The organism is Hydrogenophaga sp. 70-12 (assembly GCF_001897365.1).
In the GTDB taxonomy this organism is placed as follows: Bacteria; Pseudomonadota; Gammaproteobacteria; order Burkholderiales; family Burkholderiaceae_C; genus Hydrogenophaga; species Hydrogenophaga borbori.
This window is the reverse complement of the sequence record NZ_MKSS01000426.1, coordinates 1-26007: the sequence shown is the minus strand read 5'-3', so window position 1 is coordinate 26007 and position 26007 is coordinate 1. Positions and strand designations below refer to the sequence as shown.

Genomic DNA, 26007 nt, shown 5'->3' with positions numbered 1-26007 from the left:
AGGCTCAGACTTCCAGGTTCTTGAGCCAGGGAACGTGGGCCAGCGCCTCCGAGGGAACTGGCTCCAGCACCGATCCCATCAGGCCGTTCCAGCGGTTGAACCATCCGACCATGGCCACGCAGGACACGATCTCGACGACTTCCTCCTCGGTGAAGACCTGCCGGGCCTGCCCGATGGCCTGGGCTGGTTCGCGCACCGGCAGGGTGCCGCCCGCGGTGGCGATGGCCAGCGCCTTGCGCTCCTGCCCGGTGTACCGGGGATCGTCCAAGTAGGACGGCAGCGCGGCCAGCTTGTCCCAACCGATGCCCAGGTGGTGGGCGGCATGGACGAGGTGTGTCGTCGTATAGCGGCAACGCGCGCCGCGCGCGGCTTCCGCGGCGACCAGGAAGCGCAGTGGCTCCGTGAGCAGGCCGTCGCCGCGCAGCGTCACGCCTAGCAGCTTGAGCAGCGCGGGCACCACGCCGGGCTTGCGCGCCATGGTCAGCAGCGCATTCGGGCGATAGCCGACGAAATCCACCAACTCTTCCAGCACGGGGTCTTGGGAGCGGGGGTCGTTTTCATGCAGGGGCACGATGCGCGCGGCGGTGTGGACGTTCATGGGCATGCCTTGACTTGAGATTTTTGTGAACACGGAGCGGTCACGCCGCCGCGCCCGTCGTGATGAGACCCTCGACGTGGGCGCGCTGCGCATCCAACTCCTGGGCCGTGCCGGACCAGGCGACCTGGCCGTGGTCCAGCACGTACTGACGGTGGGCCAGCTTCATCGGCACCTTGAGGTTCTGTTCCACCAGCACGATGCCGGTGCCCTGGCGATGGACCTCGCTGAACACCCGGACCAGCTGGGCTACGATGACCGGCGCCAGCCCCTCGGTGGGTTCGTCGAGCAGCAGCATGCGCGGGTTGCCCAGCAGGGCGCGCCCGATCGACAGCATCTGCTGCTCGCCGCCGGAAAGCTGGTCACCGCCAAAGTTCAGCCGCTCCCGCAACCGCGGGAACACGTCCAGCACCCGATCGAGGGTCCAGTGCCCCGGCTGGTGGGCCAGCGCGCCCATCTTCAGGTTCTCCAGCACCGAAAGGTTGGGGAAGATGCGGCGCGTGTCCGGCACCAGCGCCACGCCGAGCTTGGCGATGGCTTCCACGCCCAGGCCCGAAATGTCCTGCTCACCCAGCAGGCGCCGGCCGGCCACCAGCGGCATCAGGCCGATCAGGGCTTTCAGCAAGGTGGTCTTGCCCGCGCCGTTGCGCCCGACGATGGCGACGATCTCATGAAAATCGATCCGCACTGAGATTTCTTCCAGCGCCAGGGCCTGGCCGTACTTGATACTGGCTTTTTCGAGTTCGATCACTGCGCGTCCTCCCCGAGGTAAATCGAGCGCACCGATTCGTTCCGGCGGATAGCCTCGGGAGAGCCGCACGCAATGACCGAGCCGTTGCTCATGACCACAATTTCGTGGGAAAGCGACATCACCACGTCCATGTTGTGCTCGATCAGCAGCACCGTCCTCCCCTGCGCGGCCTTACGGATCAGGGCCAGTGCGGCCTGGATCTCATGGTGGCCGATGCCGGCCAGTGGCTCGTCCAGCAGCAGGATTTTGGGGTCGGGCAGCAGGGTCACGCCCAGCTCCAGCGAGCGCTGCAGGCCGTAGGGCAGCGTACCCGCGATGTCGTCGCGGTGGGCCGTCAGCCCCGTCAGCTCCAAAATGGCATCCAGTTGCTCGCGGAATTGCCGGTCAAAGTGGCGGCTCATCCAAAAGGGCTGGAACCCCGGCCTGCGCGACTGAGCCGCGACCATCAGGTTCTCCGCCACCGTCATCTCGCCGAAGATCTTGATGATCTGGAAGCTGCGCCCGATGCCCATGCGGGCCCGCTCGTGGGCTGGGCGCTGGCTGATGTCCCGGCCGCCGCAGTAAACCTTGCCGGAATGGCGCATCTGCCGCCCGGCGAGCACATTCAGCAGCGTCGTCTTGCCCGCGCCGTTGGGCCCGATCAGGCCGTAGATGCGGCCCTCCTGGAACTCATGGCTGACGTCGTTGACCGCCTTCAGGGCGCCGTAGCTGACGGTCACGCCCTCGCATCGCAGTGCCGCCTGGCTCATCGGGGACTTCTCCGCCGGTTCTTCTGGTACACCGCAAAGCCCTTCTCCAGTTCGCCGACGATGCCCCGCGGGAAGAATATGGTCGTGAGGATGAACACCAGGCCCAGCACGCCGTACCAGTACTCGGTCCAACTGCTCAGCCACTCCTTGAGCACCTCGAAGGCGATCACGCCGACAGTGGCGCCCCATAGCGAGCCGGAGCCGCCCAGCAGGGTCATGATGATCACGTCCCCAGAGGTCGTCCAGTGCAGCATCTGCGGGTTCATGTACATCAGCAGCGAGGCCAGCAGAGCCCCCGCCAGGCCGCTCAGGCCACCCGAGATCACGAAGGTGATCTGCTTGTATCGATTGACGTTGAAGCCCAGTTGGTCGGCGCGGGTCTCGTTGCCGCGGATCGCCGCGATCACGCGGCCGAACGGCGAGCTGCGCAGCGAGATCACCGCCAACATGACTAGGGCATACACGCCCAGCACGAACCAGTAGTAGTGGACGGGGTCGTAGAAGTCGATGCCCAGGAAACCCGGCCGCTCCACGCCCGAGATGCCGTCCGACCCGCCGGTGAAGCCGCGCAGCTTGCTGTCCGCCAGGATGAAGATCAACTGGGACAACGCCAGGGTCACCAGCGCGAAGAAAATGCCGGACACCCGCAGCGCAAAGAAGCTGAACAGCAAGGCGAACGCGGCCCCCACGATGATGGCCAGGCCGACGCCAGCGGAGAAGGGCAACCCGTACTTCTGCGTCGCCAGGGCCACGGCATAGCCGCCCACCCCGAGGAAGGTGGCGTGCCCGAACGACACCATGCCCAGCGCGCCGAAGACGAAGTCAAAGCCGACGGCGAAGATCGCCCAGATGGCCGCCAGGGTGACCAGTTGGATCAGCGCCTCCCCTGGGTGAAGGAAGGGCAGCAAGATGCCCGCCGCGGCCAGCAGCAGGCCAAAGCAGATGTCGAATCTGGTGAGTTTCATGCCGTCCTCGCCGTCCGGTAGAACAGGCCCTGCGGCCGCGTCAAAAGGGTGCCAATCAGCAGCACGAAGGTCATGATGTCCACCCAGCCGGGCAGGTACACATAGCCCAGCGCACGCACCATGCCGATCAGCATGGACGCGGCAATCGCCCCCCGGATGTTCCCGAGGCCGCCCAGGATCACGACGATGAAGCAGTCGATGATGGTGTTGGTCGCCATGCCCAATTCGATGGGGAACAGCGGCGCAGCAATTGCGCCCGCCAAGCCCGACAGGCCACAACCTGTGGCGAAGACCGCCATGCGGATCGTGCCCACCGGCAGGCCCAGGATGCGCACCATTTCCGCGTCGCTGCTGGCGGCCCGCACGAGCATGCCGAAGGTGCTTTTCTCCAGCACCAGGTACAGGCCCGCCGAGACAAGTGCGCCGAACCCGATCACGAACAGCCGGTACATCGGGATCGTGCTGCCCAGCATGTCCACGGTGCCGTTCCACAGCTGCGGAATCGCTACTTCCTGGTAGCCAGGACCCCAGACGAATCGCACCAGGTCGCTCAGGATCAGGATCAGACCGAAGGTCAGGATCAACTGGTAGAAGTGCGGGCGCTCGTAGAGCGGGCGCAGCGTCAGCTTCTCGATCACCGCGCCCGCCAGCGCGGTGAAGAACGTGGCAGCCAGCACCCCCATGAGAAACGAGCCCGTTCGCCGCCCCGTTTCATACGAGACGTAGGCGCCCAACATGTAGATGGCACCGTGGGCGAAGTTGATCACGCCCAGCATGCCGAAGATGAGCGTCAGACCCGCCGCCAACAGGAAGAGCAGCATGCCCAGGCTCAAGCCAATCACGATAGTTGACATAGTGATTCACCAAGTGCGGGGGGCCGGGGCGGCGCCCCGCAACAGCCCTCAGCTCTTGCAGGCCTCGAACAGCTTCTCTTCGGGGAAGACCTTGGTGATTTTCATCGTCAGGAGGGGGGCCGGCGGGGTGCCCTGCACCACCTCGCCCCAGAAGCCCGGCTGCAAGGCCTGGTGGTCGCAGGCGCGCATGGTCTTCTTGCCCTCCACGGAGTTCTCGCGGACGCTGGTGGCGAAGGCGTCCACCCACTTTTCCTTGTCCCAGGAGCCAGTCTTTTCCACCGTGTCCAGCCACCAGGCCATGCCGTCGTAGGCTTCCCCGGCCGTCATGCTGGGAGAGACGCCGAACTTCTTGCGGTAGGCTTCGACGAACTTGCGGTTGGCGGCGGTGTCGATGGTGTGGTCATAGCGCAAGCCGGAATTGACGCCCAGCGAGGCCGGCCCAGCGGCCGCTGCCATGGTTTCATCGGCAACCACAGGTCCGAAAAGCACCTTGCTCTTGCCCAGGTTCACCTGGCCCGCCTGTTTGAGTAGGGTGACCACGTCCGAACCCGTCAGCATCAGCAGCACGCCGTCGGCGTCGGACTTGGCGATCTTGTCCACGATCGACGAGTAGTCGCGGTTGCCCAGGGGCGGAAAGTCCTCGCCCACGATCTGTACACCGGTGGACCCGACCTGGCTCTTGATCCACTCATAGCCGTCGCGGGTGGCTTGGTAATCGGCGGTGACGGCGTAGATCTTCTTGAGCTTCTTGTCCTGCATGTACACCAGCGCCATGCGGTTTTCCATGCCCAGGTTGTTCGACGTGCGGAAGGTGTAGCGGGAGCCGCCAGGCACGGTGATTTTGTCGTCCGCCGAAATGGTGACGAGGTGGGGAACCTTGCGCTGCTTGGTCAGGTTCATGACGGCGAGCGTGGAGGCGGAGCTGAGCGCGCCGAAGATCATGTGCGAGCCCTCGGAGATCAGCTTGGTGGCCTTCTGCACGGCCGGCTGGGGCTTGGTCTCATCGTCCTCCCAGGTGATTTCGATGGGGACGCCCAGCACCTTGCCACCGCGCTCCTCGACAGCGACCTGCGCGCCTCGACGCATGTCCTCGCCCAGCAGCCCGTAGGGGCCGGACAGCGACAGCACGCCACCGATCTTGAACTTTTCCGGCTTGGTCTGGGCGTACCCGTTGGACACCAACCCCATGGCCGCCGCCGCGGCGACCACCATGCTCTTCTTGAACCATTTCGCAACGCTACCCATGATCTGTCTCCTGTCGTTGGTCACCATGAATTCCAGGTCAGCCGATGCCGGCGAAAATGCCGCCATCAACCATGATTTCAGCGGAAGTGACGTACTTGGATTCGTCACTCGCCAGCCACAGGGCCGTGTAGGCCACGTCCCATGCCTCTCCCATGCGGCCCATGGGACGCTGCCGGTCCCGCTTGGCCAGCGTTTCTTCCAGCGAGGCCTCCTGATATCCGTCCGCCAAGGCCAGTGAAGGTTGCCGAACCATGGGCGTATTCATCAGGTCGGGCATCAGCACGTTCGAGCGGATGCCTCGCTCAGCCTGCGCGCCCGTACAGGGTTACCACGGTGACGCCACCCAGGCCCGCGTTGTGCTGCAGGGCGAATCGCGCACCCTCAACCTGGCGTTCTTCGGCGCTACCGCGGATCTGGTGGGTCAGCTCGTAACACTGCGCCAGGCCGGTCGCGCCCAGCGGATGGCCTTTGGACAGCAACCCGCCCGAGGGGTTGACGACGACCGCGCCGCCATAGGTGTTGCCGTTGGCCTCGACGAAGGCCTGGGCCTCTCCGACGGGGCAGAACCCCAAGCCCTCGTAGCTGAGCAGCTCGTTCTGCGCGAAGCAGTCGTGCAGTTCGCACACGTCGATGTCCTGCGGCCCCACGCCCGCCGCCTTGTAGACCTGGTGGGCGGCCTCGCGCGTCATGTCGAAGCCCACGACGGAAATCCCCGACTTCTCGTCGAACGTGCCGGGACGGTCGGACACCAGCGACTGCGCCAGCACCTGGACGTTGGTGCCCAGCCCCATCTTCTGCGCGAACTTCTTGCTGACAAATACCGCCGCCGCGGCGCCGCAGGTTGGCGGGCAGGCCATCAGGCGGGTCATGGTGCCGGGCACCAGGGACGAGCTAGCCATCACTTCTTCCTCCGTCACCTCCTTGCGGAACAGCGCCAGCGGATTGCGCGCGGCATGGCGGCTCGCCTTGGCGCGGATCTTGGCGAAGGTTTCCAGCGAGGTGCCGTACCGGTCCATGTGCTCGCGGCCCGCCGCGGCGAAGTAGCGGATCGCCATGGGCAGCTCCGGATGGCCGAACACTTCGTCCATGACCCCGTTGAAGCGATCAAGCGGGTCGGGCCGGTCATCCCAATAGTTCTTCAGGGCACCGGAAGGCATCTGCTCGAAGCCCACCGCGAGGGCGCAGTCGACCGAGCCGTTGGCCACTGCCTTGCGCGCCAGGTACAGCGCAGTGGAGCCGGAGGCGCAATTGTTGTTGACGTTGATCACCGGCACGCCGGTCATGCCGACTTCATAGACAGCGCGCTGGCCGCTGGCCGAGTCGCCATAGACATAACCCGCATAGACGTCCTGCACGTCGGAGTAGGCGAGGCCGGCGTCCTGCAGCGCCTGGCGGATCGCCTGCGCGGCCATTTCCGGATACGGCAGGTTGTCTCCGGGTTTCTTGAAAGGGGTCATGCCGACACCGGCGACGAGAACGGGTTCTGACATTGCGATACCTCCGGGTTGATTCATCAAAACGTACGTTGAATCGAAGCGCACCGCACAATCCGCATGCTGTCCGCAACAGCGGGAAGGACGTTGTGCATGCTTTTCAGTGGGTACTATTTCGCATAAATTGGTACCATTAGATGCCCTTCATCGGTACCATGTCAAATGATTTGGTACCGAATTTGACTGGTGAAAACCCTTATGAGAAAGAATCTCACCGACGACGACTTCATGGATGCGTTGACCGATCTGCTGCTCGCGGAGGGCATCAACGGCCTGACGGTGGGCGAGATCGCCGCACGGCTGCACTGTTCGCGGCGGCGCCTCTACGACGTTGCGCAGACGAAGGAAGAGATCTTCTGCGCGGCGGCTGAGCACTTCTTCAACCGCATCCTGGGCCAGAGCGAAGCGCTGGTCGGCCGTGAGCAGGATCTGACAGCGGCGCTCGCCGCCTACCTCAACGTAGGTGTTCAGGCGGCCGGCCGGATCGGCGTCCAGTTCCTGAAGGATCTGGAATACTCCGCGACCGCCAGGAGCATCTTCGACCGCTACCAACAGGCGCGCACCATGAGGCTGTCCCAACTGATCGACGAGGGAGTGCAGCAGGGCGTGTTCGCGCCCTGCCACGGGTTGGTGGTGTCCGAACTCATCCTGGGCGCCGCGCTGAGGCTGCGCCGCCCGGCCTTCCTCGCCCAGGCCAACCTGACCATCGAGGAGGCCTTTCAGGAGTTCTACCGGGTATTGCTGGGTGGACTTCTGATCGACTCAGCCACTCCGAAAGTGACTCAGGATGGCACGCGGACAGGCCGGACTACCGCGCGGCGCACATTCGCAAAGAAAGATGTTGGTGCTGACGAGGTCGGCGCGATGTTGATGGCCGCCTGGAACCGCGATTAGTACTACAGCCGTAGCGATATCCGCTGCGGTGATGGTCTTCGAGAAGCAGGCGTTCATACCCGTCTGCAGATCTTCGGACGTCGTAGCCGTTCTGATCGTTCATCGTCTGCTCATCTTTCAGAGCTGGTCGTCCGACAATGCCAACGTGCTGGCCGCTCCATTGATCACGATGTCGCGCAGCGCGGAAGCCTCCACTAGGACGTGCGTCGCGTAGTGACTGGCCGTGATGCGCTTGGCACTCAGGAAGCCCGCATCGCCAGCGCCCGCCGCCAGTTGCGCCGTCGCGGCCTCAGCCATGCGCGCCGACAGCCAGCCCCCGATCACGGTGCCCGCCAGTCGAAGGAAGGGTACTGCGCCTGCGGCACAATCCTGCGACTGCGCATCACTGTGGACGAGCAGCCAATCAGCGCTTTCCTCCAGGGCATGAGCTGTTTTCATCAGCGCATCCCCGATTGGCTCGAGTTCCGGGTCGCGCGCATCCATCAGCCGGCGCGCATCGCTGTCGATACGAGCCAGTAACGCCTTCAGCGTGCGCCCACCCTCGCGCGCCAGCTTGCGGCCAATCAGGTCGTTGGCCTGGATGCCCGTGGTGCCTTCATAGATCGTCGTGATGCGGGCGTCGCGGAAGTACTGCGCAGCACCGGTTTCCTCGACGTAGCCCATGCCGCCATGGATCTGCACGCCGTCGGAGGTGATGCCCTGCGCGCTGTCAGTGCACCAGCCTTTGACCACTGGCGTCAGCAGGCCGACAAGGGCCTGTGCCTGCGCGCGCTCCTGGGTGTCGGGGTGACCGGCGGCACGGTCCATCTGGCCGGCGCAGAAATAGGCCAGCGCGCGCATCGCCTCGGTTCGCGCCTTCATGTCCATCAGCATGCGCCGCACGTCGGGGTGGCCGGCGATGGTGCCGCTGACGGCCAGCGCCGGCTTGCCCTGCACGCGCTCGAGCGCATAGGCCCGAGCATGCTGGTAGGCGCGCTCGGAAACGCCCACGCCCTCCAGCCCCACATTCAACCGCGCGTGGTTCATCATCGTGAACATGCAGGCCAGCCCCTGGTGCGGCTCACCGACGAGATAGCCGATGGCGCCCCCGCGCTCGCCGAAGCTCATGGACGCCGTGGGGCTGCCATGGATGCCCAGCTTGTGCTCGATCGAAGTGCAGGAAAGGTCATTGCGTTCACCCAGGGAGCCGTCGCCGTTGACCAGGAATTTCGGGCACAGGAACAGCGAGATGCCTTTGACGCCCGGCGGCGCATCGGGCAGGCGAGCGAGCACCAGGTGCACGATGTTCTCGGCCATGTCGTGCTCTCCCCAGGTGATGAAGATCTTGTTGCCGCTGATGCGGTAGTGATCCCCCTCGGGTACGGCGCGGCTGCGCAGCGCGGCCAGATCGGATCCGGCCTGCGGTTCGGTGAGATTCATGGTACCGGTCCAGCGACCTGCGATCATCGGCTCGAGAAAGCGCTGCTTGAGGGCGCCGCTGCCGTGGTGGGCGATCGCCTCCACGGCACCGAGCGTGAGCATCTGGCAGAGGCTGAAGGCCAGGTTGGACGACTTCCACATCTCCAGCACGGCGGTGGACACCAGCGTCGGCAGGCCTTGGCCGCCCCATTCGGTGGAGGCCGGCATGCCGATCCAGCCGTTCTCGCAGAAGCTGGACCAGGCTTCGCGAAATCCATCGGCAGACGTGACCTCGCCATCGTTCCAGCGCGCGCCCTGCACGTCGCCCGGACGATTCAGCGGATCCAGCACGCCAGCGGCATAGTTGGCAGCCTCCCGCAAAATTGCCTCGACCAATTCAGGCGTGGTCTCCTCATGGCCGGGCTGGGCGCAGATCGCCTCCAGGCCTCCCACTTCTTTCATCGTGAACAGCATGTCGCGCAAAGGCGCGGTGTAAACGGACATCGCTTACTCCTTGTATCCCCGCACTAGGAGTGCTTCCGATCGACCAGCAAGGGGGCATCAACGGCCAGATCGTCGGCTGATATCCATTCGATAGCGTCCAGCTTCAAACGGGTGCGTTGCTTGAAGATCTCGTGAAGAGCCTTCTCGGCCATTGCCGCCTCTCCGCCTGGGTTCAAGACGCCACGCAAGGTGATCGTTTCGCGATGCTGCTGGCTCGTGACCACCACTTGAGCTCGCTGGATAGGCGGAACCTGCGCCAACACCTCCTCGACGTTGCGCGGATAGATGAAGATTTCCCGGGCCTTTACACCCTGTCCGACCCGGCCTTCCAGAAGGTTGATGTGGCTGACGAAACCATCCGCTGAGGCGGCGCGTCCGCTGGCCACGTCGCCGGTGCCAAACCGCACGAGTGGCCAGCCACGGTTCATGGTGGTGACCACGATTTCACCGGTTTCACCCAAGGGCAGGGGAACGCCGGTTTGCGGGTCGCAGATCTGGACCAACCTTTCCGGTTGCACGGTGTAGCCTTCCTCGTCCGCTTCTTCGTAGCCGATGAGGCCGAAGTCACCGGTGGCGTATGCGGAGAAGATCTTGATGCCGTACCGGCTCTCGAGCGCGCGTCGCTTGCCCATCCAGTCGCCCATCTCCCCGCCGAGGAACGCCGACTTGAGCTTCCAGGCGCACGGCAGCGCGTGTCCCATGTTCTCCAGGGTCCGGATCAGTGTGAGAAAGAAGGCGGTGGAGGCACAGATGCAGGTGATGCCCAGTTCCAGGATCAGCTGGGCCTGCTGCTCGGCGCCACCTGGGCCGCAGGGGACGACGGTGGCGCCTGTGGCGGCGATGCCCTGATCGAGCAGCACGCCGGCGGGCACCAGGTGGTACGACCAGGTGTTCAGCACTCGGTCCTGCGGGCCGAGGCCTGCGCGCTGGAAGCAGTGGGCGAAACCGTGGCCGTCCTGGTCGTCCACCAACTGGGGTTCGTAGATGGGGCCGGGTGACACGAAGATGCGCTGGATCGCCGCTTCATCGACTGTCAGGAAGCCGCCAAAGGGCGGCGCCCGGCGTTGGCGCTCCAGTAGCGCGTCCTTGCTCGTGACGGGCAGGCGCGCCAGGTCCGCCGCGCTGCGGATGTCCTGTGGCGTCATGCGCGCGCGCTCGTAGATCTCGCGGATGGCGGGCGCCCGCTCGAAGGCGTGCTGCTGCGCCGCGCGCAGCGCGCCGAGACGATCGGATGGGAGGGAATGCGTCATGGCCCGGCGCTCCCTTACTGGCCGGTGAACCGCGGTGAGCGCTTCTCTTCGAAGGCCAGCAAGCCCTCGCGCAGATCGGCGCTGTGCGCATGCACCTCCGAGGCGAGCAGCTCTAGGCGCAGCGCGGTCTCGATGGGTTGTTGCAGGCCGTCGTCGACCAGCGCTTTCATGCGCCTCAGGCCCAGCGGGCTCTTGGCGGCAATCTTGTCCACGAGCGCCTGGGTGGCCGTTTCCAGTTCACCAGGGGCCACCACCTGGTTAACCAGGCCGGCCTCCATCAGTTCTTCCGCAGTGAGGAAGTCGCCGGTGAACAGCAGGTACTTGGCGCGTGTGGCCCCGATGATGCGGGGCAGGCGCACCGACCCCCCTCCACCAGGCAGCAAACCGTAGTTGGCGTGGGCATCGCCGATCTTGGCGCCGCGAACGGCGAGCACCAGGTCGCAGCAGAGCACCAGCTCGAGGCCGCCCGCCAGGGCCAGCCCGTTGAGTGCGGCGATCACCGGCTTGGGGAAACTGTCCAGCCGGTTCATCGTGGCCAGCACGGTGTCGAGGAAGCGGCGCGGGCCGTCCAGATCCAGATCCGATTGCGACCGAACGTACTTGAGGTCGGCCCCGGCGCAAAAAGCCCGGCCCGTGCCGGTGAGAACCACCGCGCGCACGTCTGGGTTCTTCTCGGCGTCGTTCAAGGCCTGATCGAGGCCGCCGAGCACTTCGGGCGTAAGGGCGTTCATCGCGTCCGGCCGGTTCAGGCGGATCCACATCGCACCTTGGCGGACTTCCGCGGCAACAGCGGCGGGCGGCATCGTTTCCATTTCCTGGGCTTGGTTCTTCATGGGCGGATTCTGCGATTCAAGGGTCGGTTTGGCTCTCAGGGGATTCCATTACTGCATGGTCGTTCAATTTACTTTACAGTAAAAATGATCAACAGAAAGGTCGACATGAATCCACCGATTGCATCGCAGGGATCTCCGCTGAAGGGGATCAGGATCGTTGAGTTCGAGGGCATCGGCCCGGGGCCGCTGGCCGGCCTGTTTCTGGCGCAGCTGGGCGCGGATGTCACGGTCGTGGCTCGTCCGGGTCCTGGCGCTTTGCCGAAGGACATGACGCCGCGCGAGGACGGCTTGCTGTCGCGTGGCAAGCGTCGGGTGGTTCTGAACCTGAAGCAGGAAAACGACAGGGACCGCGCGTTGGAGATCGTCGCGGCCAGCGATGGCTTGATCGAGGGCAACCGGCCGGGTGTCATGGAACGCCTAGGCCTGGGGCCCGGCGTCTGCGGGCGCTTGAACCCGCGCCTGGTATATGGGCGCATGACCGGCTGGGGACAGGACGGACCGCTGGCCCAGGCCGCCGGCCACGACATGAACTACGTGGCGCTCACGGGCCTGATGGCGCTGACGGAGCGCCCCGGCCACCCGCCCATATTGCCTCCCACGGTGCTCGGCGATGCGGCGGGCGCACTGGGCTTCTCGCTGGGCATGGTGTCGGGCCTGCTGGCCGCCAGGACGAGCGGGCAGGGCTGCGTGGTGGATGGCGCCATCGTGGATGTGCTGGCCATGCTGTCGCCGCTGGTACAGCTCGTCAGCGCCGCGGGCGGCTTCGATGCAGGCGTGCCGAGTGTGTTCCATGACTCGCCCTTCTACGACCGCTACCTCTGCGCCGATGGTCGCTACGTCACCGTGGGAGCGATCGAGCCACCGTTCTACGCACTGCTGCTGGAGCGGCTCGGGCTGAGCGACGTGGTGCTGTCCGAGCAGATGGACCGGTCCGCTTGGCCTGCATTGAAGGCGCGCATGGCGGCGCTCTTTGCATCGCGGCCCAGTGCGCACTGGACGCAGTTGCTGGAAGGCACAGACGCCTGCTACGCGCCGGTCTTGAACATGGCCGAGGCGGCCAGGCACCCTCACAACGTGGCGCGTGGCCTCTACCACGTGACACCGGCGGGCGATGTCGAGACCGTCAGAGGGCTGCGCTTCGCCGCGCTGGCGGACCGCGCCACCAGGGCCTGATCAGCCTCGGGATTTCCCTAGGCGGCTTGCGTGAATTTGACTATATAGTAAATCACTTTTATTTATAGTAGATTGGCGCTGATGCGGCGCCAACCATCGATCCAGTACAGGAGAAGCGCGTTGGAAGACATCTACGTCGTTGGTGTGGGGATGACCCCGTTTGGCCGGCATCTGAACAAGGACATCAAGCAGCTGACGCGCGAGGCCACTGAGGCGGCGTTGCTGGACGCCGGGATCCGGCGGGAGGACTTGCAGGCAGCCTTCTTCGGCAACACCTCGCAGGGCCACATGGATGGTCAGCACATGATCCGCGGGCAGATCGCCCTGCGTGCCATGGGGATCGGCCGCATTCCGGTGGTCAACGTAGAAAACGCCTGCGCCAGCGGCTCGTCCGCGTTCGTGCTGGCGTGCAACCACGTCCGCTCCGGTGCCGGCGAGGTGGCTCTGGCCATCGGTTCGGAGAAGATGTTCACCGCGGACAAGCAGAAGATGTTCTCGGTCTTCGACAGCGCCTGGGATCTGTCGAGGGCAGGCGAGATTCGCGAAAACCTGATGCTGCTCGGGCGCGACGTGGTGGTGCCGGAGGGCTCCACTTCGCCCAAGCCCTACAGCGTGTTCATGGATGTGTACGCGGCCTTCGCCCGTTCCCACATGCGCAGCTTCGGCACTACGCAGCGCCAGCTGGCGGCCGTCTCGGCCAAGAACCACGCGCATTCGGTGCACAACCCGCTGTCGCAGTACCAAGTGGCCTACAGCATCGAAGACGTGCTGGGCGCCCCGCCCATCACCTACCCTTTGACGCTGCCGATGTGCTCGCCGGTGTCGGATGGCGCCGCTGCGGTCATCGTGTGTAGCCGGTCCGCGCTCCAGCGGCTGGGCATCGACACGCGCCGGGCGATCCGGGTGCTGGCAGCCCTCGTTCAAAGCGGCTCGGACCGCAGCGAGGACGACCATGCCAGCCATTGCACCGCACTGGCGGCCCGCCGGGCGTACGAACTGGCCGGTGTGGGGCCGGACGACATCTCCGTGGCCGAAGTCCACGATGCCACGGCCATGGGCGAAATCATCCAGTCCGAAAACCTGGGCTTCTGCGAGTTCGGCCAGGGCGGTGTGATCGCCGAGCGGGGCGACACCCGCATCGGTGGGCGCATTCCCATCAACCCCTCTGGCGGCCTGGAGTCCAAGGGGCATCCGGTCGGCGCGACGGGGCTGGCACAGGTGCACGAGCTGGTGACTCAACTGCGCGCGGAAGCCGGTACCCGGCAGGTAGAAGGCGCGCGCATCGCCCTGGCAGAAAACGGCGGGGGCCTCGAGGGCATCGAGGAAGCCGTGGCCTGCATCACCATCCTGGCGCGTTGAGCGCCCTACCCAAAGCGACAAGCAACATGGACATCAAGAACACGGTAGCGCTGGTGACCGGCGCGGGATCAGGCCTCGGCCTGGCGACTTGCAAAGCCCTGGTCGAAGCAGGCGCCCAAGTGGTGGCCGTCGATCTGGACGAAGAACGCCTGGTACGCGAGATGGCCCCGCTGGGCGAGCGCGTGCACACCCTGAAAGTGGATGTGGCCGACGACGCCAGTGTGGCGGCCGCCGTGGCGTTTGCGGTCGACACCTTCGGTGGCTTGCACGTGGCCGTGAACTGCGCGGGCATCCTGGGGCCGTGCAAGACCTTGTCCAAGGGTGAGCTCTTTCCGCTGGATCTCTGGAACCGAGTGATCGGCGTCAACCTCACCGGCACCTTCAACGTCATCCGGCACGCCGCACGTGCGATGGCGGCCAACGAGCCCAACGAGGATGGAGAGCGTGGCGTGATCGTCAACACATCGTCCGGCGCGGCCTGGCAGGGGCAGATGGGGCAGGCCGCCTATAGCGCGAGCAAGGCCGCTGTCATGGGTCTGACGCTACCGGTGGCACGCGACCTGGCGTCGCACGGGGTGCGCGTCGTCGCGCTAGCGCCCGGCCTGTTCGAGACCGGCATGTCGGCCGGCATGCCGGCCAAGGTGGCGCAAAACATCATCGACAACGTGATCCTGTTCCCGAACCGCATGGGGCAGGCGCCGGAGTTCTCGGCCCTGGTTTGCCACGTGGTGGAGAACGCCTACCTGAATGCCACCACGCTAAGCATCGACGGCGGGGCCCGGCTCTGATGCCCATCGTGCAAGCGCGCCACGACCTGAACAAGGAGACCCGATGGACATGATCCAACCTGGCAAAGGTCATTCGGCATGACGGCCGCCCACCCTGCCCACCACGACGACGTCGTGCTCTCGGCCCGCAACCTGCTGCTGCAGTTCGGTGGCATCGTCGCGCTCAACGACGTGTCCATCGACGTGCGCAAGGACGAGTTGCTGGCCATCATCGGCCCGAACGGCGCGGGCAAGTCCTCGCTCATGAACTGCCTGAGCGGCTTCTACCGCCCCAAGAAAGGTGACATCACGCTCGGCGGGCGCAGCGTGCGCCAGATGGCGGTGCACGAGGTTGCGGGCCAGGGCCTGGCCAGGACCTTCCAGGGCACGCACATCTTCTCGGGCATGACGGTGGTCGAGAACCTGATGGTGGGCCGCCACCTGCACATGCGCACGAACCTGGCGCAGTCGTTCTTCTACTTTGGCGCGGCCCGGCGCGAAGAGGTGGCCCATCGGGAAGTGGTGGAGGAAATCATCGAGTTCCTGGAAATCGAGGCCATCCGCCATGCCCCGGTGGGCAGCCTCGGCTATGGCCTTCGCAAGCGCGTCGACCTGGGCCGGGCGCTGGCTCAGGATCCTCGCATCCTCTTGATGGACGAGCCCATGGCGGGCATGAACGCGGAGGAAAAAGAGGACCTGGCGCGCTTCATCCTAGACGTGCGCGAGGCCAAACGCATTCCGGTCGTACTGGTGGAGCACGACATGGGCGTGGTGATGGACCTGGCCGACCGCATTGCGGTGCTCGACTTCGGCCGCAAGATCGCCGAAGGAACCCCCAAGGAGATCCAGGCCGATCCTGCCGTCATGAAGGCCTATCTCGGGGAGGACGGGCCATGAAGCTCCAGATCGAAACCCTGCCGCAGCTGTTGCAGCGCCGTGCGCAGGCCACGCCCGATCGGCTGTCCCAACGCCACAAGCAGCGCGGCATCTGGCGCGAGTACAGCTTCTCGGCGGTGCAGCGCCATGTGCTGGAGCTGACCCTGGGGCTGCACCGCATGGGCGTGCAGCGCGGCGCCACCGTGGCCATCATGGGCGAGAACGAGCCGCAGCACTACTGGGCCGAATTCGCGGCGCACGCGCTGGGCTGCAAGGTGGTCTCGCTGTATCCAGACCTGACGGCGGAGGAAGTCCGGTACCTGCTGGAAGACAGTGAGACGGTCTGCCTGTTCGCTCAGGACCAGGAACAGGTGGACAAGGGCCTGGAGGTCAAGGACGGACTGGGGCTGCTGCGCCACATCGTGTACTGGGACGACACGGGCATGTGGTCCTACAAGGACCCCGTCCTTAGCACCTTCGGGGCGGTGCAGCAGCAAGGGCGCGAGCTGGATGCGCAGGCCCCTGAATTGTACCGCTCGCTGGTGGCGCAGGGCACGCCCGACGATGTGGCGGTGTTGTCCTACACCTCGGGCACCACCGGCAAACCCAAGGGGGTGGTGCTCACGCACCGCTTCCTGATCGACAACGCGCAGCGCCTGATCCAGGCCACCGATGCCCAGCCGGGCATGGAGTACCTGAGCTACATCGCGCCGGCCTGGGCCACTGAGCAGATCAACGGGATTTCCATGGGCCTGGGCTTGCCCATGGTGGTCAACTTCCCGGAAAGCCCCGAGCAGGTGCTGGCCAACATCCGGGAACTGGCGGTCGAGGCCATGACCTTCGCCCCGCGCCAATGGGAAAGCATGGCCTCGTCGGTGCAGGCTCACATGCTGGACGCCGGGCCGGTGCGGCGTGCCGTGTACGAATGGGGCTTGAAGGTGGGGCATGCCTTCCACGTCGGCCGCCTGGATGGCAAGCCGGTCGGCTGGCTGGATCGCCTGCAGTTCCCCCTGGCCGAAGCCCTGGTCCTGCGGCCGTTGCGCGACCAACTGGGCCTGACCCGGTTGCGAATCGCCAGTTGCGGGGGGGCCACCATGGCGCCCGACGTGTTTCGCATGTTCCACGCCATGGGCGTGCCGCTGCGGAACATCTACGGCTCCACCGAAACTGGCCTGCTCACCTGCCACCAGGGCGAGCGCTTCGATCTGGAAACCGTAGGGCACTGGATGCAGGCGCACCCGCAGGCGGGCGCACCGCTCGAATGGCGGGTGAGCTCCGACGGCGAGCTCCAGATCCGGGGTGGGAGTCCCTTTCTGGGCTACTACCGACGGGAGGGCTCGGTCGAGTCCAAGGTCAAGGCCGGCTGGTTCCACACCGGCGATGCCGTGACCAGGACCGAGCGAGGAGAGCTGGTCTTTCTGGAGCGGCTGTCCGACCTGAAGCGGCTGCGCAGCGGTGACACCTTTCCGCCCCAATTCGTCGAGACGCGCCTTCGCTTCAGCCCCTTCATCAAGGACATCATGACCGTGGGCGATGAGCAGCGCGATTTCGTGGCCGCGCTCATCAACATCGACATGGCCGTGCTGTCGCGCTGGGCCGAAGACAAGCGCATCGGTTTCTCGACCTTCACCGATCTGTCGCAGCGGCCCGAGATCGCGGCCCTGATCAGCCAGGAAATCGCGCGTGTCAACCAGTTCCTGCCTGCGCATGCGCGGGTGAAGCGATTCGCCAACTTCCCCAAGGAACTTGATCCCGACGAAGGCGAGCTGACGCGTTCGCGCAAGCTGCGGCGCGAGTTCCTGGAGGAGCGCTACGGCGCCCTGATCCAGGGCCTGTACGACGGCTCCCGTGAGGTGCGGATCGACATCCCCGTGACCTACCAGGACGGACGCCGGAGCAACTTCAACGCGAACGTGTTCATTCACGATGCCGACGGATCCGGTGCAAACACCTCGACCGAACCCCAGCGCAGGAGGCCTGCATGAGCGATTTTCTGAACTACCTCATCAACGGGGCATTGACCGGTCTTCTCTACGCCCTGATGGCCATGGGCTTCGTGGTGATCTACCGCGCGTCCAAGGTGTTCAACTTCGCGCAGGGAGAGCTGGTCGTCTTCGGTGGTTACATGGTGTGGTGGACCATCATCCAGATGGGCATGCCGATGTGGCTTGGTCTGCCCGTGGCCTTCGCGAGCGCGGCGATCTTCGGGCTGATGATCGAGCGGATCTTCTTCGCTCGCCTCGTGGGCGAATCCGTCTTCTCGATGGTGATGGTGACCATCGGGCTGCTGATCCTGATCCGCGGCATCGTGCTGGTGTTCTTTGGCCCCCAGGTGCGCGCGTTCCCGATCATCTTTCCGATCGAACCCATCATCCTGGGTGACGTGGTCATCTCCCGCTCGCTGCTGTACGGCGGCCTGCTGACTATCGCCTTCGGCTTTGGCCTGTCCTGGTTCTTCAACCGGACCCGCATGGGCTTGACGATGACGGCCGTGGCCGAAGACCACCAGGTGGCCATGTCCATGGGTATCTCGGTGCAGCGCTCGATCGCCTTCGCCTGGATGCTGGGCGCCGCGCTCTCGACGCTGGGCGCCATGGTCCACCTGAGCGGCCGCTCCATCAACATGATGAGCTCCGACATCGGGCTGGCGGCGCTGCCGGTGGCCTTGCTGGCGGGCCTGGAGTCGCTGGCCGGGCTGCTGCTGGCCGGCATTCTGGTCGGCGTCATCCAGGGGCTGGCATCGGCCTACCTCGATCCCCTGGTGGGCGGGGCGCTGGGCTCGGTCTTCCCTTTCATCATCATGCTGCTGATGTTGTTGATCCGTCCCACCGGCCTGTTCGGCTGGAAAACCATTGAGAGGGTATGAGCATGGATCCCGCAGGCGTCTTCGCGACCTCGTTTACCCAGGACCAAGCGCTGGTGCGCACGCGCCGCCAGGCCGTGACACTGGTCCTGTTCGTGCTGGCCATGTTCTCGCTGCCCTTCGTCGCCGACGCCCGCGCGGTGGCGGTGATGACGTCGATGCTGATCACCGCCGTGGTGGTGATCGGCCTGCAGATCAACACCGGCCTGGCCGGCCAGATCAACATGGGCCAGGCGGCCTTCATGGGAGTGGGCGCGTACGCCACCGCGCTGCTGGCAACCAAGGGCGGCCTGCCGTTCTGGCTCGCGCTGCCGGCGGGCGGTGTGTGCGCGGCTCTGTTCGGCCTGGTGTTCGGCTTGGCCGCCGTGCGCATCAAGGGCTTCTACCTGGCCCTGACGACGATCGCGGCACAGATCCTGTTCCATTTCATGGTGCTGAACATGCCCGCGGCCTGGCTGGGAGGCTCCAACGGCATCACGGTCGAAGCGGCCCGGCTGTTCGGCCTGGTGCTCGACACCGACACCGGCGTCTACTACCTGTGCCTGGTGGTCGCCTGCATCATGATCGCCGGCGCCTACGGCGTGGCCCGCAGCCGGCACGGTCGGATCTTCGCCGCCGTTCGCGATGACGATGTCGCCTCCGGCATGATGGGCATCAACGTGGTGCGCACCAAGGCACTGGCCTTCCTGCTGGGTGCGTTCTACGCGGGCATCGGGGGAGGGCTGTGGGCGTACTACGTGCGCTTCGTCTCGATCGACCAGTTCACCCTGATCCACTCCATCTGGTTCATCGCCATGATCATCGTGGGCGGCATGGGCTCGGTGACGGGCGCATTGATTGGCGTGTTCGTCATCCGGCTTGCGCAGGAATCCTTCACCAGCGTGGGCCCTTCGCTGGTCGAGAGCTTCTCCTTCCTGAGCGGCGACGTGGTCTTCGCCGCGATGAACATTTTCCTGGGCGGCATCATCGCCGGCTTCCTGATTTTCGAGCCGCGTGGATTGATGCACCGCTGGAACATCCTCAAGCGTTCCTACCGGATGTGGCCCTACCCCTACTGATGCCGGATCTTCGCGGCCGTCCGCTGCGCTGGAGGACGGTCGATTCGTGTTGGACAGCGTGATCAAAATCAGGAGACTTGTGTGAATACAAACAATGGATGTCTGTCGGCCCTCGCGCGTCTGGCGCAATACGGCGCCTTGGCCGCGGGTGTGTTCGGTCTGGCGGGCACGGCCCAGGCGCAGACCACGTACAACATCGCCGGCCTGGCCGACTTCACGGGGCCCTATGCCGATGTCATGAAGGACATGACGGGCTGCCGCAAGGGCGTTCTGGACTGGTGGAGCGAAGAGGTGGGCAAGGCCCAGGGCGTGGCGCTTCGCATCAAGGAGTACGACACGCGCTACGATGTCGCGCAGGTGGCCAGCCTGTGGCCCGGCATCAAATCGGAACTCGACCCCGTGGCGATCCTGGGCATCGGCGGCTCGGACGCGGCGGCACTGCAGCAGCGCCTGCCCAACGACAAGGTGCCTCAGATCCTGGCCACCGCCGGCTATGGCTTCGCCTGGAAGAGCGACAGCTGGGTGTTCAACGCACGCGCCACCTACCCGCACGAAGTGGCGGCCTTCTACACCTGGCTGCAGAAAAAATCGGGTTCCACGGCGCCGATCAAGGTCGGCGTGATCTCGTCCGAGGTTTCCCCGGCCTACGTGGACATCCACAAGGGCACCGAGAAGTTCGCGAAGGACAACCCCAAGATCCTGGAGGTCGTGGAGACGGTCTACACCGAAGCCCAGCCGACTGACCTCACCCAGCAGGTGAACCGCTTGGTCCGCAAGGGCGCGACCGTGCTCCAGGTCTTCAACAACACGGCCTCCGTGGTGGCGACCCGCCGTGCACTTCAGAGCCTGGGCAAGACCAACATCCCCATCGTCATGTCGGCCCACAACGGCCTGGTTTCCTCGGGCAAGGCCCTGGGCGGGCTGGAGCAGATGGAGGGCAACTTCGAGGTCTACGGCATGGCCATGTCCACGGACGATCCCACTCCGGCACGCGCCTACTTCGAGCAGTTGCGCACCAAGTACAAGGCGCAGGTCAGCTACACCTCGGCCTGCATCATGGGCATGAGCCAGGGACTGATCGTGGCCCGTGCCGTCGAGCAGGCGATCAAGACCAAAGGTGCCAAGGGCGTCAAGGGCGAAGACGTGCGCGCGGCGCTGCTGACCACGCCGATGCCGAGTGAACGCAGCTTCGGCGTGCTGCCCGACCTCCAGTATGGCAAGGACGCGCCCTTCCCCACCGAAGGCCTGGCCGTGAACATCGGCACGGTCGAAAAGGGCAAGTACAAGCTGCTGGAGCAGAACGTTCCCATGCCCGTGCTGAACAAGTGGTAAATGAACCCTGGCCTGGATCCGGATCGATTCCGATCCAGGCCCACTCCAATGGAGTCCCCTGTGCTTGAACTGAACAACGTCGAGGTCCTGTACAGCGATGTCATTCTCGCGGTCAAAGGCATTTCGGCCAAAGTGCCTGCCGGGCAATGCGTGACCCTCCTGGGGGCGAACGGTGCCGGCAAGAGCACCACGTTGAAGGCCATATCGAACCTGATCAAAACGGAAGACGGCCGTGTGACGGCCGGCACCATCAGTTTCGATGGTATCGACATCGCGGGGGGCAATCCGGCCGACCAAGTCCGTCGAGGCATGGTGCACGTGATGGAGGGCCGCAAGGTGCTGCGGCATATGACGGTGGAGCAGAACCTGGTGGTCGGCGGACACATGGGCTCCGGGCGCGATGCCAGGGCCCTGCTGGACGAGGTATATGGTCGCATCAAGCGGCTTGCCGCCCTGCGTCACCGCACGGCGGGCTACCTGTCCGGGGGCGAGCAGCAGTTGCTGGTGATCGGGCGTGCCCTCATGGCCAAGCCCAAGCTGGTCATGATCGATGAACCCTCGCTGGGCCTGGCCCCGCTCATGGTGGAGGAGGTCTACGGCCTGCTGTCCGAGCTCAAGGCCAGCGGCCTGACGCTGCTGATCGTCGAGCAGAACACGCGCGTCGCGCTGGAGCTGGCCGACTACGGCTATGTGATGGAGGGTGGCCGCGTCGTGCTCGAAGGCCCGTCGACCAGCCTGCGGAGCAACGAGGACGTGCGCGAGTTCTACCTGGGCCTGACGGTGGAAGGTGAACGCAAGAGCTTCAGGGACATGAAGCACTATCGCCGCCGCAAGCGGTGGTTGGGCTGAGGGCATGGCCCGTCGGAACCGACAGACAAAATTCAAGGATGAGCAATGAGCAGCGTGTCGAATGCGTTTTTGAGCGAACAGGAAGTGATGATCCGGGAGTCGGCCCGCCGCGTGGCCAACGAGGTGGTGGCCAGCACCGCTGCCGAGCGCGACCGCAGCAGCGCCTGGCCTCACGATGAAATCCGGGCGGTGGCTGAACTCGGCTTCATGGGAATGCTGGCGCCCCAGGCCTACGGCGGATCTGGGCTGTCGTTCGTGGAGTACTGCCTGGCTATTGAGGAATTCGCCGCAGCCGATGGCGGCTTTGCCACCATGATGCATGTGCACAACTCGGCCGCGCACGTGCTGCGGTCGTTTGGCACCGAGGAGCAGATGAACTCCTTTCTGCCCGAGCTGGCCAGTGCGCAACGTATCGGGGCCTTCCTGCTGTCCGAACCCCAAGCTGGATCGGACACCGCCGCCATCCGCACCACGGCCCGGCGCGAGGGCAACAGCTATGTGCTCAATGGGAGCAAGCAATGGATCTCAAACGGCAGCGAGGCCGGCTTCGCACTGGTGGTCGCCGCCACGGGCGATCCGGGCTCCCGCGACCGCTTCAGCCTCTTCATCGCGGATCCGAAGGAACCGGGGTACCAGTGCCTTCGAATCGAGAACAAGCTGGGTCAGCACACGGCTCACACCGCCCAGATCCAGTTGGACAACCTGCGTGTGCCAGCGAAGAACATGGTTGGCGAGGAAGGGCGTGGCTATGGCAAGGCGCTCTCCTTGCTGTCGGATGGCCGCATCGCGATCGCAGCGCTGTCCATCGGCATTGCCCGTGCTGCTTTGGAGGCCGCGATCCACTACGCGAAGGAGCGGGAGGCCTATGGCAAACCGATCGCCGAACTGCAGGCCGTGAGCTTTGACCTGGCGGAGATGGCCACGCAGGTGGACGTGGCCCGCCAGTTCATGCTGTACGCCGCGCGCCTGACGGATGCGAAACTGCCGTCCATCAAAGAGGCTGCGATGGCCAAGCTATTTGCCAGCGAAATGGCAGAGAAGGTCTGTTCGGCTGCGCTGCAGGTCCATGGCGGCTACGGCTACGTGAATGACTTCCCCGTCGAGCGCTATTACCGCGACGTGCGGGTGACGAAGATCTACGAAGGCACCAGCCACATCCAGAGGCTGATTATTGCGCGCCAGATCTTGGCAGGATGACTCGGGCTTGCGACTTGAAGCTGCGATTAGCCTGTCCGATATCATCGAAGCCCAGCCTGCATCCGGGTTAACGCGCAGAGGACACTGCAAGAATGAGCACGCAGATTGACGCCAAGCCTAAGTCGAGACCCCGCGGCAACGCCGCCAGACGTCCAGGCAAGGGCGTTAAGTGGAACAACGCGGTGGGTGGCGCGGATGAGCAGTACCAGCTCAAGAAGCAGGCGGTCATTGCCGAGGCTTCTCGCACCTTTGGCCGCCATGGGTACAAGAACGTGTCCCTGGACGAGATTGCCGCCGCGCTCAATGTCACCAAGCCCGCTCTCTATTACTACTTCAAGAACAAGCAGGAGCTGATCTACGAGTGCCACGAACTGTCGATGAGGCTTGGTGACCAGGTGCTGAAAGACGCCATTGCATCAGAGGGAACCGGGTATGGGCGCGTCACTACCTTCATCAAGAACTACATCTCTCTGCTGACCGACGAGATGGGGGCCCCTGCCATCCTCCACGACTTCTCTGCGATGACGGCGGCGGATCAGCGCAAGATCACCTTGAGGCGCCGCAAGTTCGATTTGGAGTTGCGCCAGGTGTTCGAAGAAGGCATACGGGATGGATCCATCGCACCGTGCGATGCCAAGCTGGCGGTCTTCTGGTTCATGGGAGCCGTCGGCGGGATTTCCCAGTGGTTCCACGCAGAAGGTCGTCTGCGTGGGGATCAGGTCGCCGACATATTCATCGGCCTGCTGGCCCATGGCATTCGACCGGCTGCGCCGGAAAAGGGCGGCGCGAGGGGGAAGTCTTGATCCGATGTTCGGAACCATTGACCGTGATCAGCCAGCCCTGAAGCGCGTAAAGAAGTCGAATGCCACAGTCGATTGACCCAGACCCTGCCGCAAAAGCGGGGCGTACCGAGCCCGAGGTCGAGCGGGCCAAGTGCGCCTTGCGGCCGCAAAGACTTAGGTCTTCGGCGGCCGCAGGTTCTCAGTTGGGAAAGTCCGCACCGCGGATGTCGTCGAAGAACCACTCGTCAACGGTCAGCTTGAGCGTACCGCGCTTCTTCATCAGTTTGGCCGCAAGCTTCGGAGACGCGTAGTTGGTGAAGTCGAACTCGAATCCCGTGCGCACGTCCCCACTGTGGTTCGTCAGTTCCATCGCCTCTGCATCGGTCAGCTCGTGCGCTTCGGCCACAGTCAGCTTGAGCTCTGCGGCCAATGCCTCAGCCAGTGTGCGATGGCGCAACTCCCCGCCCTCAAACTCGCGCCAGGCCTGACGCGCGGCGCGAACGACGTGTGAGCCGTAGCCCGCAAAGTAGTCTTCCACCTCGCGCCAGGTAGAAGCCCCGATAGGGAAGGATTTGTCACGCTGGATGTCGCCAGCGACATCACCAATTGGGTCACTGCGACCTCGCTGGCCTTCGAGCCAGCGATGGAATGGAGCGCGCGCAGCCTCTTTTGCGACCTGTGTTGCACGCAAAGGCGTCTCCAGCACGTTCGGGGCACCGTCAGGGCGGTACTTCCGGCCGCGCTCCTCGGCCGGCAAGGTGTTCCATTGAGCAAGGCTGGAGAGGAAGCGCTCGCCGTCCTTGCCGTCGGTGTGATAGCTGGTGGGCACCAGGTGGTCCAGTGGCCAAAAGACGTCACAACGGGCGCAATAGCACTTCGTAGGGTCGTCTTCCACAACGTCTCCGTGCAGGTAGTAGCGGTACGGACCGGATGGGCGCAACGGCTTCGGCGCGTCCGCGACAGCCTGCGACGAGCTATCGCTGTGCTTCGACAGCAGCGACCAGTTGGTGAAGCCGTTCTGCACCGCAATGCGGTCCAGGGCTTCGCTGTGGCAGATGGAGAGTGCGCGGCCGAGCTTCTTCGCTTCGCGGCGGAAGCGCTCGAGCTGCAAGGGAGAGAAAGATGTAGCCATGACTTGACTCCGCGGTCGCGGCAAGTCCGATGCGCCCACACACCGAGCCAGCGGCGACCATTGGAAGGTCAAGGCAGGACTCGTCTTGAAACTCGCGCTGTCAGTACGACTTCGCCTCGTGGGCGGGCAAGCCGGCGGAACGGCTTGAGCCGAAGCATAGCGACACTTGGGCCGAATTGTCTAGTACCCCTGGAGGCGTCAGCAGCGCACCAGACGCCTACCTGTTGAACGTTCGTAAAGTCGCGTGCCTGTCTCACGTACATCTAGGTGCTCAGGCCGCCATCGACCATCAGGAGACTTCCGGTAGTGAAGGAGCTCATGTCCGACGCCAGATACAACGCCGAACGTGCGATTTCCGGAGGAGTGGCATGGCGTCCCAGCGAAATCTACTCGTCAAACATGGTTGCGGCATCTCGTTGGATGGCCTGCGAAATCTGCCGCTCTATGCCGAGCTGGAAGTCATTGGAAACCGGTCCAGGGTGAAGGGTGTTCACTCGGATGCCCCGGTGGCCTGCCTCCTTCGAGATGGAGCGCATCAGACCAATCTGCGCATGCTTGGCAGTGATGTAGGCGTACACGCCCTCAGCTCCAATGACGCCTGCCACACTGCTCGTGATGATGATGCTGCCGAAGTCGGCCATGTGCGGAAGAGCGTACTTGCAGACCAGAAACGCGCCGCGAACGTGTACAGCCATCACGCTGTCAAACACGTCTTCCGGGTACTCCGCGAGCGGCGCCACGACGCCAGCATTGCCAGCGTTGCTGAACAATACGTCGATGCGGCCCCAGGCTTGGCGCGCGGCTTCGATGAACGAACGAACGTCCTCGGCGCGTCTTACATCGGTCATGTGCACGTGAACCCTGTCGTCGTTGAGTGACTTCACTGCCCAAGAATCACTTTGCCTTGGAGCAACGTCTCGGACTGAGCCTGCTTTTCGCGGTGGGCAGTTGCCGTGCCACTTCAGGCATTGTCATTCCTTCCAGCACGTGGGTGATGACTTGCCGCTCTCGTCCCGAGAGAGCCGCCATGGTGTGCCTGGAGAGCTTGGCTGTCGCTCTCTCCTGCCTCGCCACTTGCATGTGGCGTC

The 26007-nt window shown here is 64.6% G+C and carries 24 protein-coding genes and 1 pseudogene; 12 read left to right on the top strand and 13 right to left on the bottom strand.

Features of this window, described 5'->3' with window-relative positions:
* Positions 1-4 precede the first annotated feature (4 nt).
* Genes BGO22_RS22220 through BGO22_RS22185 form a run of 8 tightly spaced genes read right to left on the bottom strand, consistent with a single transcriptional unit; the run spans position 5 to position 6649 of the window.
* On the bottom strand, positions 5-598 hold the full coding sequence (locus tag BGO22_RS22220) for a carboxymuconolactone decarboxylase family protein (RefSeq protein ID WP_070400762.1): 594 nt from the start codon (positions 596-598) through the stop codon (positions 5-7).
* A 40-nt stretch (positions 599-638) separates the two neighbouring features.
* Positions 639-1346: an ABC transporter ATP-binding protein gene (locus BGO22_RS22215; protein WP_070400763.1), complete on the bottom strand. Its 708-nt coding sequence runs from the start codon at positions 1344-1346 to the stop codon at positions 639-641.
* Positions 1343-2095: an ABC transporter ATP-binding protein gene (locus tag BGO22_RS22210; protein WP_070400764.1), complete on the bottom strand. Its 753-nt coding sequence runs from the start codon at positions 2093-2095 to the stop codon at positions 1343-1345. Before BGO22_RS22210 ends, BGO22_RS22215 begins: the two co-directional genes overlap by 4 nt.
* Positions 2092-3060 (bottom strand): branched-chain amino acid ABC transporter permease, encoded by a 969-nt coding sequence (locus BGO22_RS22205; RefSeq protein ID WP_070400765.1) that lies wholly within the window; start codon positions 3058-3060, stop codon positions 2092-2094. The genes BGO22_RS22210 and BGO22_RS22205 overlap by 4 nt, the downstream gene beginning before the upstream one ends.
* Complete coding sequence (locus tag BGO22_RS22200; RefSeq protein ID WP_070400766.1) at positions 3057-3914, bottom strand: branched-chain amino acid ABC transporter permease; 858 nt, start codon at positions 3912-3914, stop codon at positions 3057-3059. Before BGO22_RS22200 ends, BGO22_RS22205 begins: the two co-directional genes overlap by 4 nt.
* 48 nt (positions 3915-3962) lie before the next feature.
* Positions 3963-5225 (bottom strand): ABC transporter substrate-binding protein, encoded by a 1263-nt coding sequence (locus BGO22_RS22195; RefSeq protein WP_245980922.1) that lies wholly within the window; start codon positions 5223-5225, stop codon positions 3963-3965.
* Positions 5197-5436 carry an SDR family oxidoreductase gene (locus BGO22_RS22190; RefSeq protein WP_070400768.1) on the bottom strand — a complete coding sequence of 80 codons (240 nt, stop codon included), beginning with the start codon at positions 5434-5436 and terminating at the stop codon, positions 5197-5199. The genes BGO22_RS22195 and BGO22_RS22190 overlap by 29 nt, the downstream gene beginning before the upstream one ends.
* 25 nt (positions 5437-5461) lie before the next feature.
* Complete coding sequence (locus BGO22_RS22185; protein WP_070400769.1) at positions 5462-6649, bottom strand: lipid-transfer protein; 1188 nt, start codon at positions 6647-6649, stop codon at positions 5462-5464.
* Between the two features lie 201 nt (positions 6650-6850).
* Here BGO22_RS22185 and BGO22_RS22180 point away from each other — a divergent pair, with 201 nt between their 5' ends.
* Positions 6851-7546 carry a TetR/AcrR family transcriptional regulator gene (locus tag BGO22_RS22180; protein ID WP_070400770.1) on the top strand — a complete coding sequence of 232 codons (696 nt, stop codon included), beginning with the start codon at positions 6851-6853 and terminating at the stop codon, positions 7544-7546.
* Positions 7547-7663: 117 nt separating this feature from the next.
* Here the strand turns inward: BGO22_RS22180 and BGO22_RS22175 are convergent, their stop codons facing one another.
* From BGO22_RS22175 to BGO22_RS22165, 3 genes are read right to left on the bottom strand one after another with little or no spacing between them, the layout of a single operon-like run.
* Positions 7664-9448 (bottom strand): acyl-CoA dehydrogenase, encoded by a 1785-nt coding sequence (locus tag BGO22_RS22175; protein WP_070400771.1) that lies wholly within the window; start codon positions 9446-9448, stop codon positions 7664-7666.
* A gap of 23 nt (positions 9449-9471) precedes the next feature.
* Entirely contained in the window at positions 9472-10698 is a 1227-nt protein-coding gene (locus BGO22_RS22170) for a phenylacetate--CoA ligase family protein (protein ID WP_070400772.1), read from the bottom strand.
* Positions 10699-10712: 14 nt separating this feature from the next.
* A complete protein-coding gene (locus tag BGO22_RS22165; RefSeq protein WP_425459290.1) occupies positions 10713-11531 on the bottom strand; it encodes an enoyl-CoA hydratase/isomerase family protein in 819 nt (272 codons plus the stop codon).
* 105 nt (positions 11532-11636) lie between these two features.
* Between BGO22_RS22165 and BGO22_RS22160 the strand changes: the two genes are divergently transcribed.
* From BGO22_RS22160 to BGO22_RS22110, 11 genes are all read left to right on the top strand, one after another.
* Positions 11637-12704 (top strand): CaiB/BaiF CoA transferase family protein, encoded by a 1068-nt coding sequence (locus BGO22_RS22160; protein ID WP_070400773.1) that lies wholly within the window; start codon positions 11637-11639, stop codon positions 12702-12704.
* 120 nt (positions 12705-12824) lie between these two features.
* Positions 12825-14063 (top strand): thiolase family protein, encoded by a 1239-nt coding sequence (locus BGO22_RS22155; RefSeq protein ID WP_070400774.1) that lies wholly within the window; start codon positions 12825-12827, stop codon positions 14061-14063.
* Between the two features lie 26 nt (positions 14064-14089).
* Complete coding sequence (locus BGO22_RS22150; protein WP_070400775.1) at positions 14090-14851, top strand: SDR family NAD(P)-dependent oxidoreductase; 762 nt, start codon at positions 14090-14092, stop codon at positions 14849-14851.
* Between the two features lie 78 nt (positions 14852-14929).
* Positions 14930-15727 (top strand): ABC transporter ATP-binding protein, encoded by a 798-nt coding sequence (locus tag BGO22_RS22145; protein WP_070400776.1) that lies wholly within the window; start codon positions 14930-14932, stop codon positions 15725-15727.
* Positions 15724-17691: an AMP-dependent synthetase/ligase gene (locus tag BGO22_RS22140; protein WP_070400777.1), complete on the top strand. Its 1968-nt coding sequence runs from the start codon at positions 15724-15726 to the stop codon at positions 17689-17691. The genes BGO22_RS22145 and BGO22_RS22140 overlap by 4 nt, the downstream gene beginning before the upstream one ends.
* The gene (locus BGO22_RS22135; protein WP_070400778.1) at positions 17688-18572 is read left to right on the top strand and encodes a branched-chain amino acid ABC transporter permease; all 885 of its coding nucleotides are present in this window, start codon (positions 17688-17690) and stop codon (positions 18570-18572) included. The genes BGO22_RS22140 and BGO22_RS22135 overlap by 4 nt, the downstream gene beginning before the upstream one ends.
* A 2-nt stretch (positions 18573-18574) precedes the next feature.
* Complete coding sequence (locus tag BGO22_RS22130) at positions 18575-19627, top strand: branched-chain amino acid ABC transporter permease (RefSeq protein WP_083293316.1); 1053 nt, start codon at positions 18575-18577, stop codon at positions 19625-19627.
* 81 nt (positions 19628-19708) lie between these two features.
* Complete coding sequence (locus tag BGO22_RS22125; RefSeq protein WP_083293312.1) at positions 19709-20959, top strand: ABC transporter substrate-binding protein; 1251 nt, start codon at positions 19709-19711, stop codon at positions 20957-20959.
* 60 nt (positions 20960-21019) lie between these two features.
* Positions 21020-21808 carry an ABC transporter ATP-binding protein gene (locus BGO22_RS22120; RefSeq protein ID WP_070400780.1) on the top strand — a complete coding sequence of 263 codons (789 nt, stop codon included), beginning with the start codon at positions 21020-21022 and terminating at the stop codon, positions 21806-21808.
* Between the two features lie 45 nt (positions 21809-21853).
* On the top strand, positions 21854-23005 hold the full coding sequence (locus BGO22_RS22115) for an acyl-CoA dehydrogenase family protein (protein WP_070400781.1): 1152 nt from the start codon (positions 21854-21856) through the stop codon (positions 23003-23005).
* Positions 23006-23097: 92 nt separating this feature from the next.
* Positions 23098-23808 carry a TetR/AcrR family transcriptional regulator gene (locus tag BGO22_RS22110; protein WP_083293313.1) on the top strand — a complete coding sequence of 237 codons (711 nt, stop codon included), beginning with the start codon at positions 23098-23100 and terminating at the stop codon, positions 23806-23808.
* A 178-nt stretch (positions 23809-23986) separates the two neighbouring features.
* Here the strand turns inward: BGO22_RS22110 and BGO22_RS22105 are convergent, their stop codons facing one another.
* Together BGO22_RS22105 and BGO22_RS22100 are read right to left on the bottom strand one after the other, a co-directional pair.
* The gene (locus BGO22_RS22105) at positions 23987-24919 is read right to left on the bottom strand and encodes a YozE family protein (protein ID WP_070400783.1); all 933 of its coding nucleotides are present in this window, start codon (positions 24917-24919) and stop codon (positions 23987-23989) included.
* Between the two features lie 263 nt (positions 24920-25182).
* Positions 25183-25767: pseudogene (locus BGO22_RS22100) on the bottom strand (SDR family NAD(P)-dependent oxidoreductase).
* Positions 25768-26007 lie beyond the last annotated feature (240 nt).

What these genes read in the sequence shown, in the direction of transcription:
- BGO22_RS22220 (WP_070400762.1), bottom strand. Translation starts at nt 598, where the DNA reads ATGAACGTCCACACCGCCGCGCGCATCGTGCCCCTGCATGAAAACGAC.
- BGO22_RS22210 (WP_070400764.1), bottom strand. Translation starts at nt 2,095, where the DNA reads ATGAGCCAGGCGGCACTGCGATGCGAGGGCGTGACCGTCAGCTACGGC.
- BGO22_RS22205 (WP_070400765.1), bottom strand. Translation starts at nt 3,060, where the DNA reads ATGAAACTCACCAGATTCGACATCTGCTTTGGCCTGCTGCTGGCCGCG.
- BGO22_RS22200 (WP_070400766.1), bottom strand. Translation starts at nt 3,914, where the DNA reads ATGTCAACTATCGTGATTGGCTTGAGCCTGGGCATGCTGCTCTTCCTG.
- BGO22_RS22195 (WP_245980922.1), bottom strand. Translation starts at nt 5,225, where the DNA reads ATGGCGGCATTTTCGCCGGCATCGGCTGACCTGGAATTCATGGTGACC.
- BGO22_RS22190 (WP_070400768.1), bottom strand. Translation starts at nt 5,436, where the DNA reads ATGCCCGACCTGATGAATACGCCCATGGTTCGGCAACCTTCACTGGCC.
- BGO22_RS22185 (WP_070400769.1), bottom strand. Translation starts at nt 6,649, where the DNA reads ATGTCAGAACCCGTTCTCGTCGCCGGTGTCGGCATGACCCCTTTCAAG.
- BGO22_RS22180 (WP_070400770.1), top strand. Translation starts at nt 6,851, where the DNA reads ATGAGAAAGAATCTCACCGACGACGACTTCATGGATGCGTTGACCGAT.
- BGO22_RS22175 (WP_070400771.1), bottom strand. Translation starts at nt 9,448, where the DNA reads ATGTCCGTTTACACCGCGCCTTTGCGCGACATGCTGTTCACGATGAAA.
- BGO22_RS22170 (WP_070400772.1), bottom strand. Translation starts at nt 10,698, where the DNA reads ATGACGCATTCCCTCCCATCCGATCGTCTCGGCGCGCTGCGCGCGGCG.
- BGO22_RS22165 (WP_425459290.1), bottom strand. Translation starts at nt 11,531, where the DNA reads ATGAAGAACCAAGCCCAGGAAATGGAAACGATGCCGCCCGCCGCTGTT.
- BGO22_RS22160 (WP_070400773.1), top strand. Translation starts at nt 11,637, where the DNA reads ATGAATCCACCGATTGCATCGCAGGGATCTCCGCTGAAGGGGATCAGG.
- BGO22_RS22150 (WP_070400775.1), top strand. Translation starts at nt 14,090, where the DNA reads ATGGACATCAAGAACACGGTAGCGCTGGTGACCGGCGCGGGATCAGGC.
- BGO22_RS22145 (WP_070400776.1), top strand. Translation starts at nt 14,930, where the DNA reads ATGACGGCCGCCCACCCTGCCCACCACGACGACGTCGTGCTCTCGGCC.
- BGO22_RS22140 (WP_070400777.1), top strand. Translation starts at nt 15,724, where the DNA reads ATGAAGCTCCAGATCGAAACCCTGCCGCAGCTGTTGCAGCGCCGTGCG.
- BGO22_RS22135 (WP_070400778.1), top strand. Translation starts at nt 17,688, where the DNA reads ATGAGCGATTTTCTGAACTACCTCATCAACGGGGCATTGACCGGTCTT.
- BGO22_RS22130 (WP_083293316.1), top strand. Translation starts at nt 18,575, where the DNA reads ATGGATCCCGCAGGCGTCTTCGCGACCTCGTTTACCCAGGACCAAGCG.
- BGO22_RS22115 (WP_070400781.1), top strand. Translation starts at nt 21,854, where the DNA reads ATGAGCAGCGTGTCGAATGCGTTTTTGAGCGAACAGGAAGTGATGATC.
- BGO22_RS22110 (WP_083293313.1), top strand. Translation starts at nt 23,098, where the DNA reads ATGAGCACGCAGATTGACGCCAAGCCTAAGTCGAGACCCCGCGGCAAC.
- BGO22_RS22105 (WP_070400783.1), bottom strand. Translation starts at nt 24,919, where the DNA reads ATGGCTACATCTTTCTCTCCCTTGCAGCTCGAGCGCTTCCGCCGCGAA.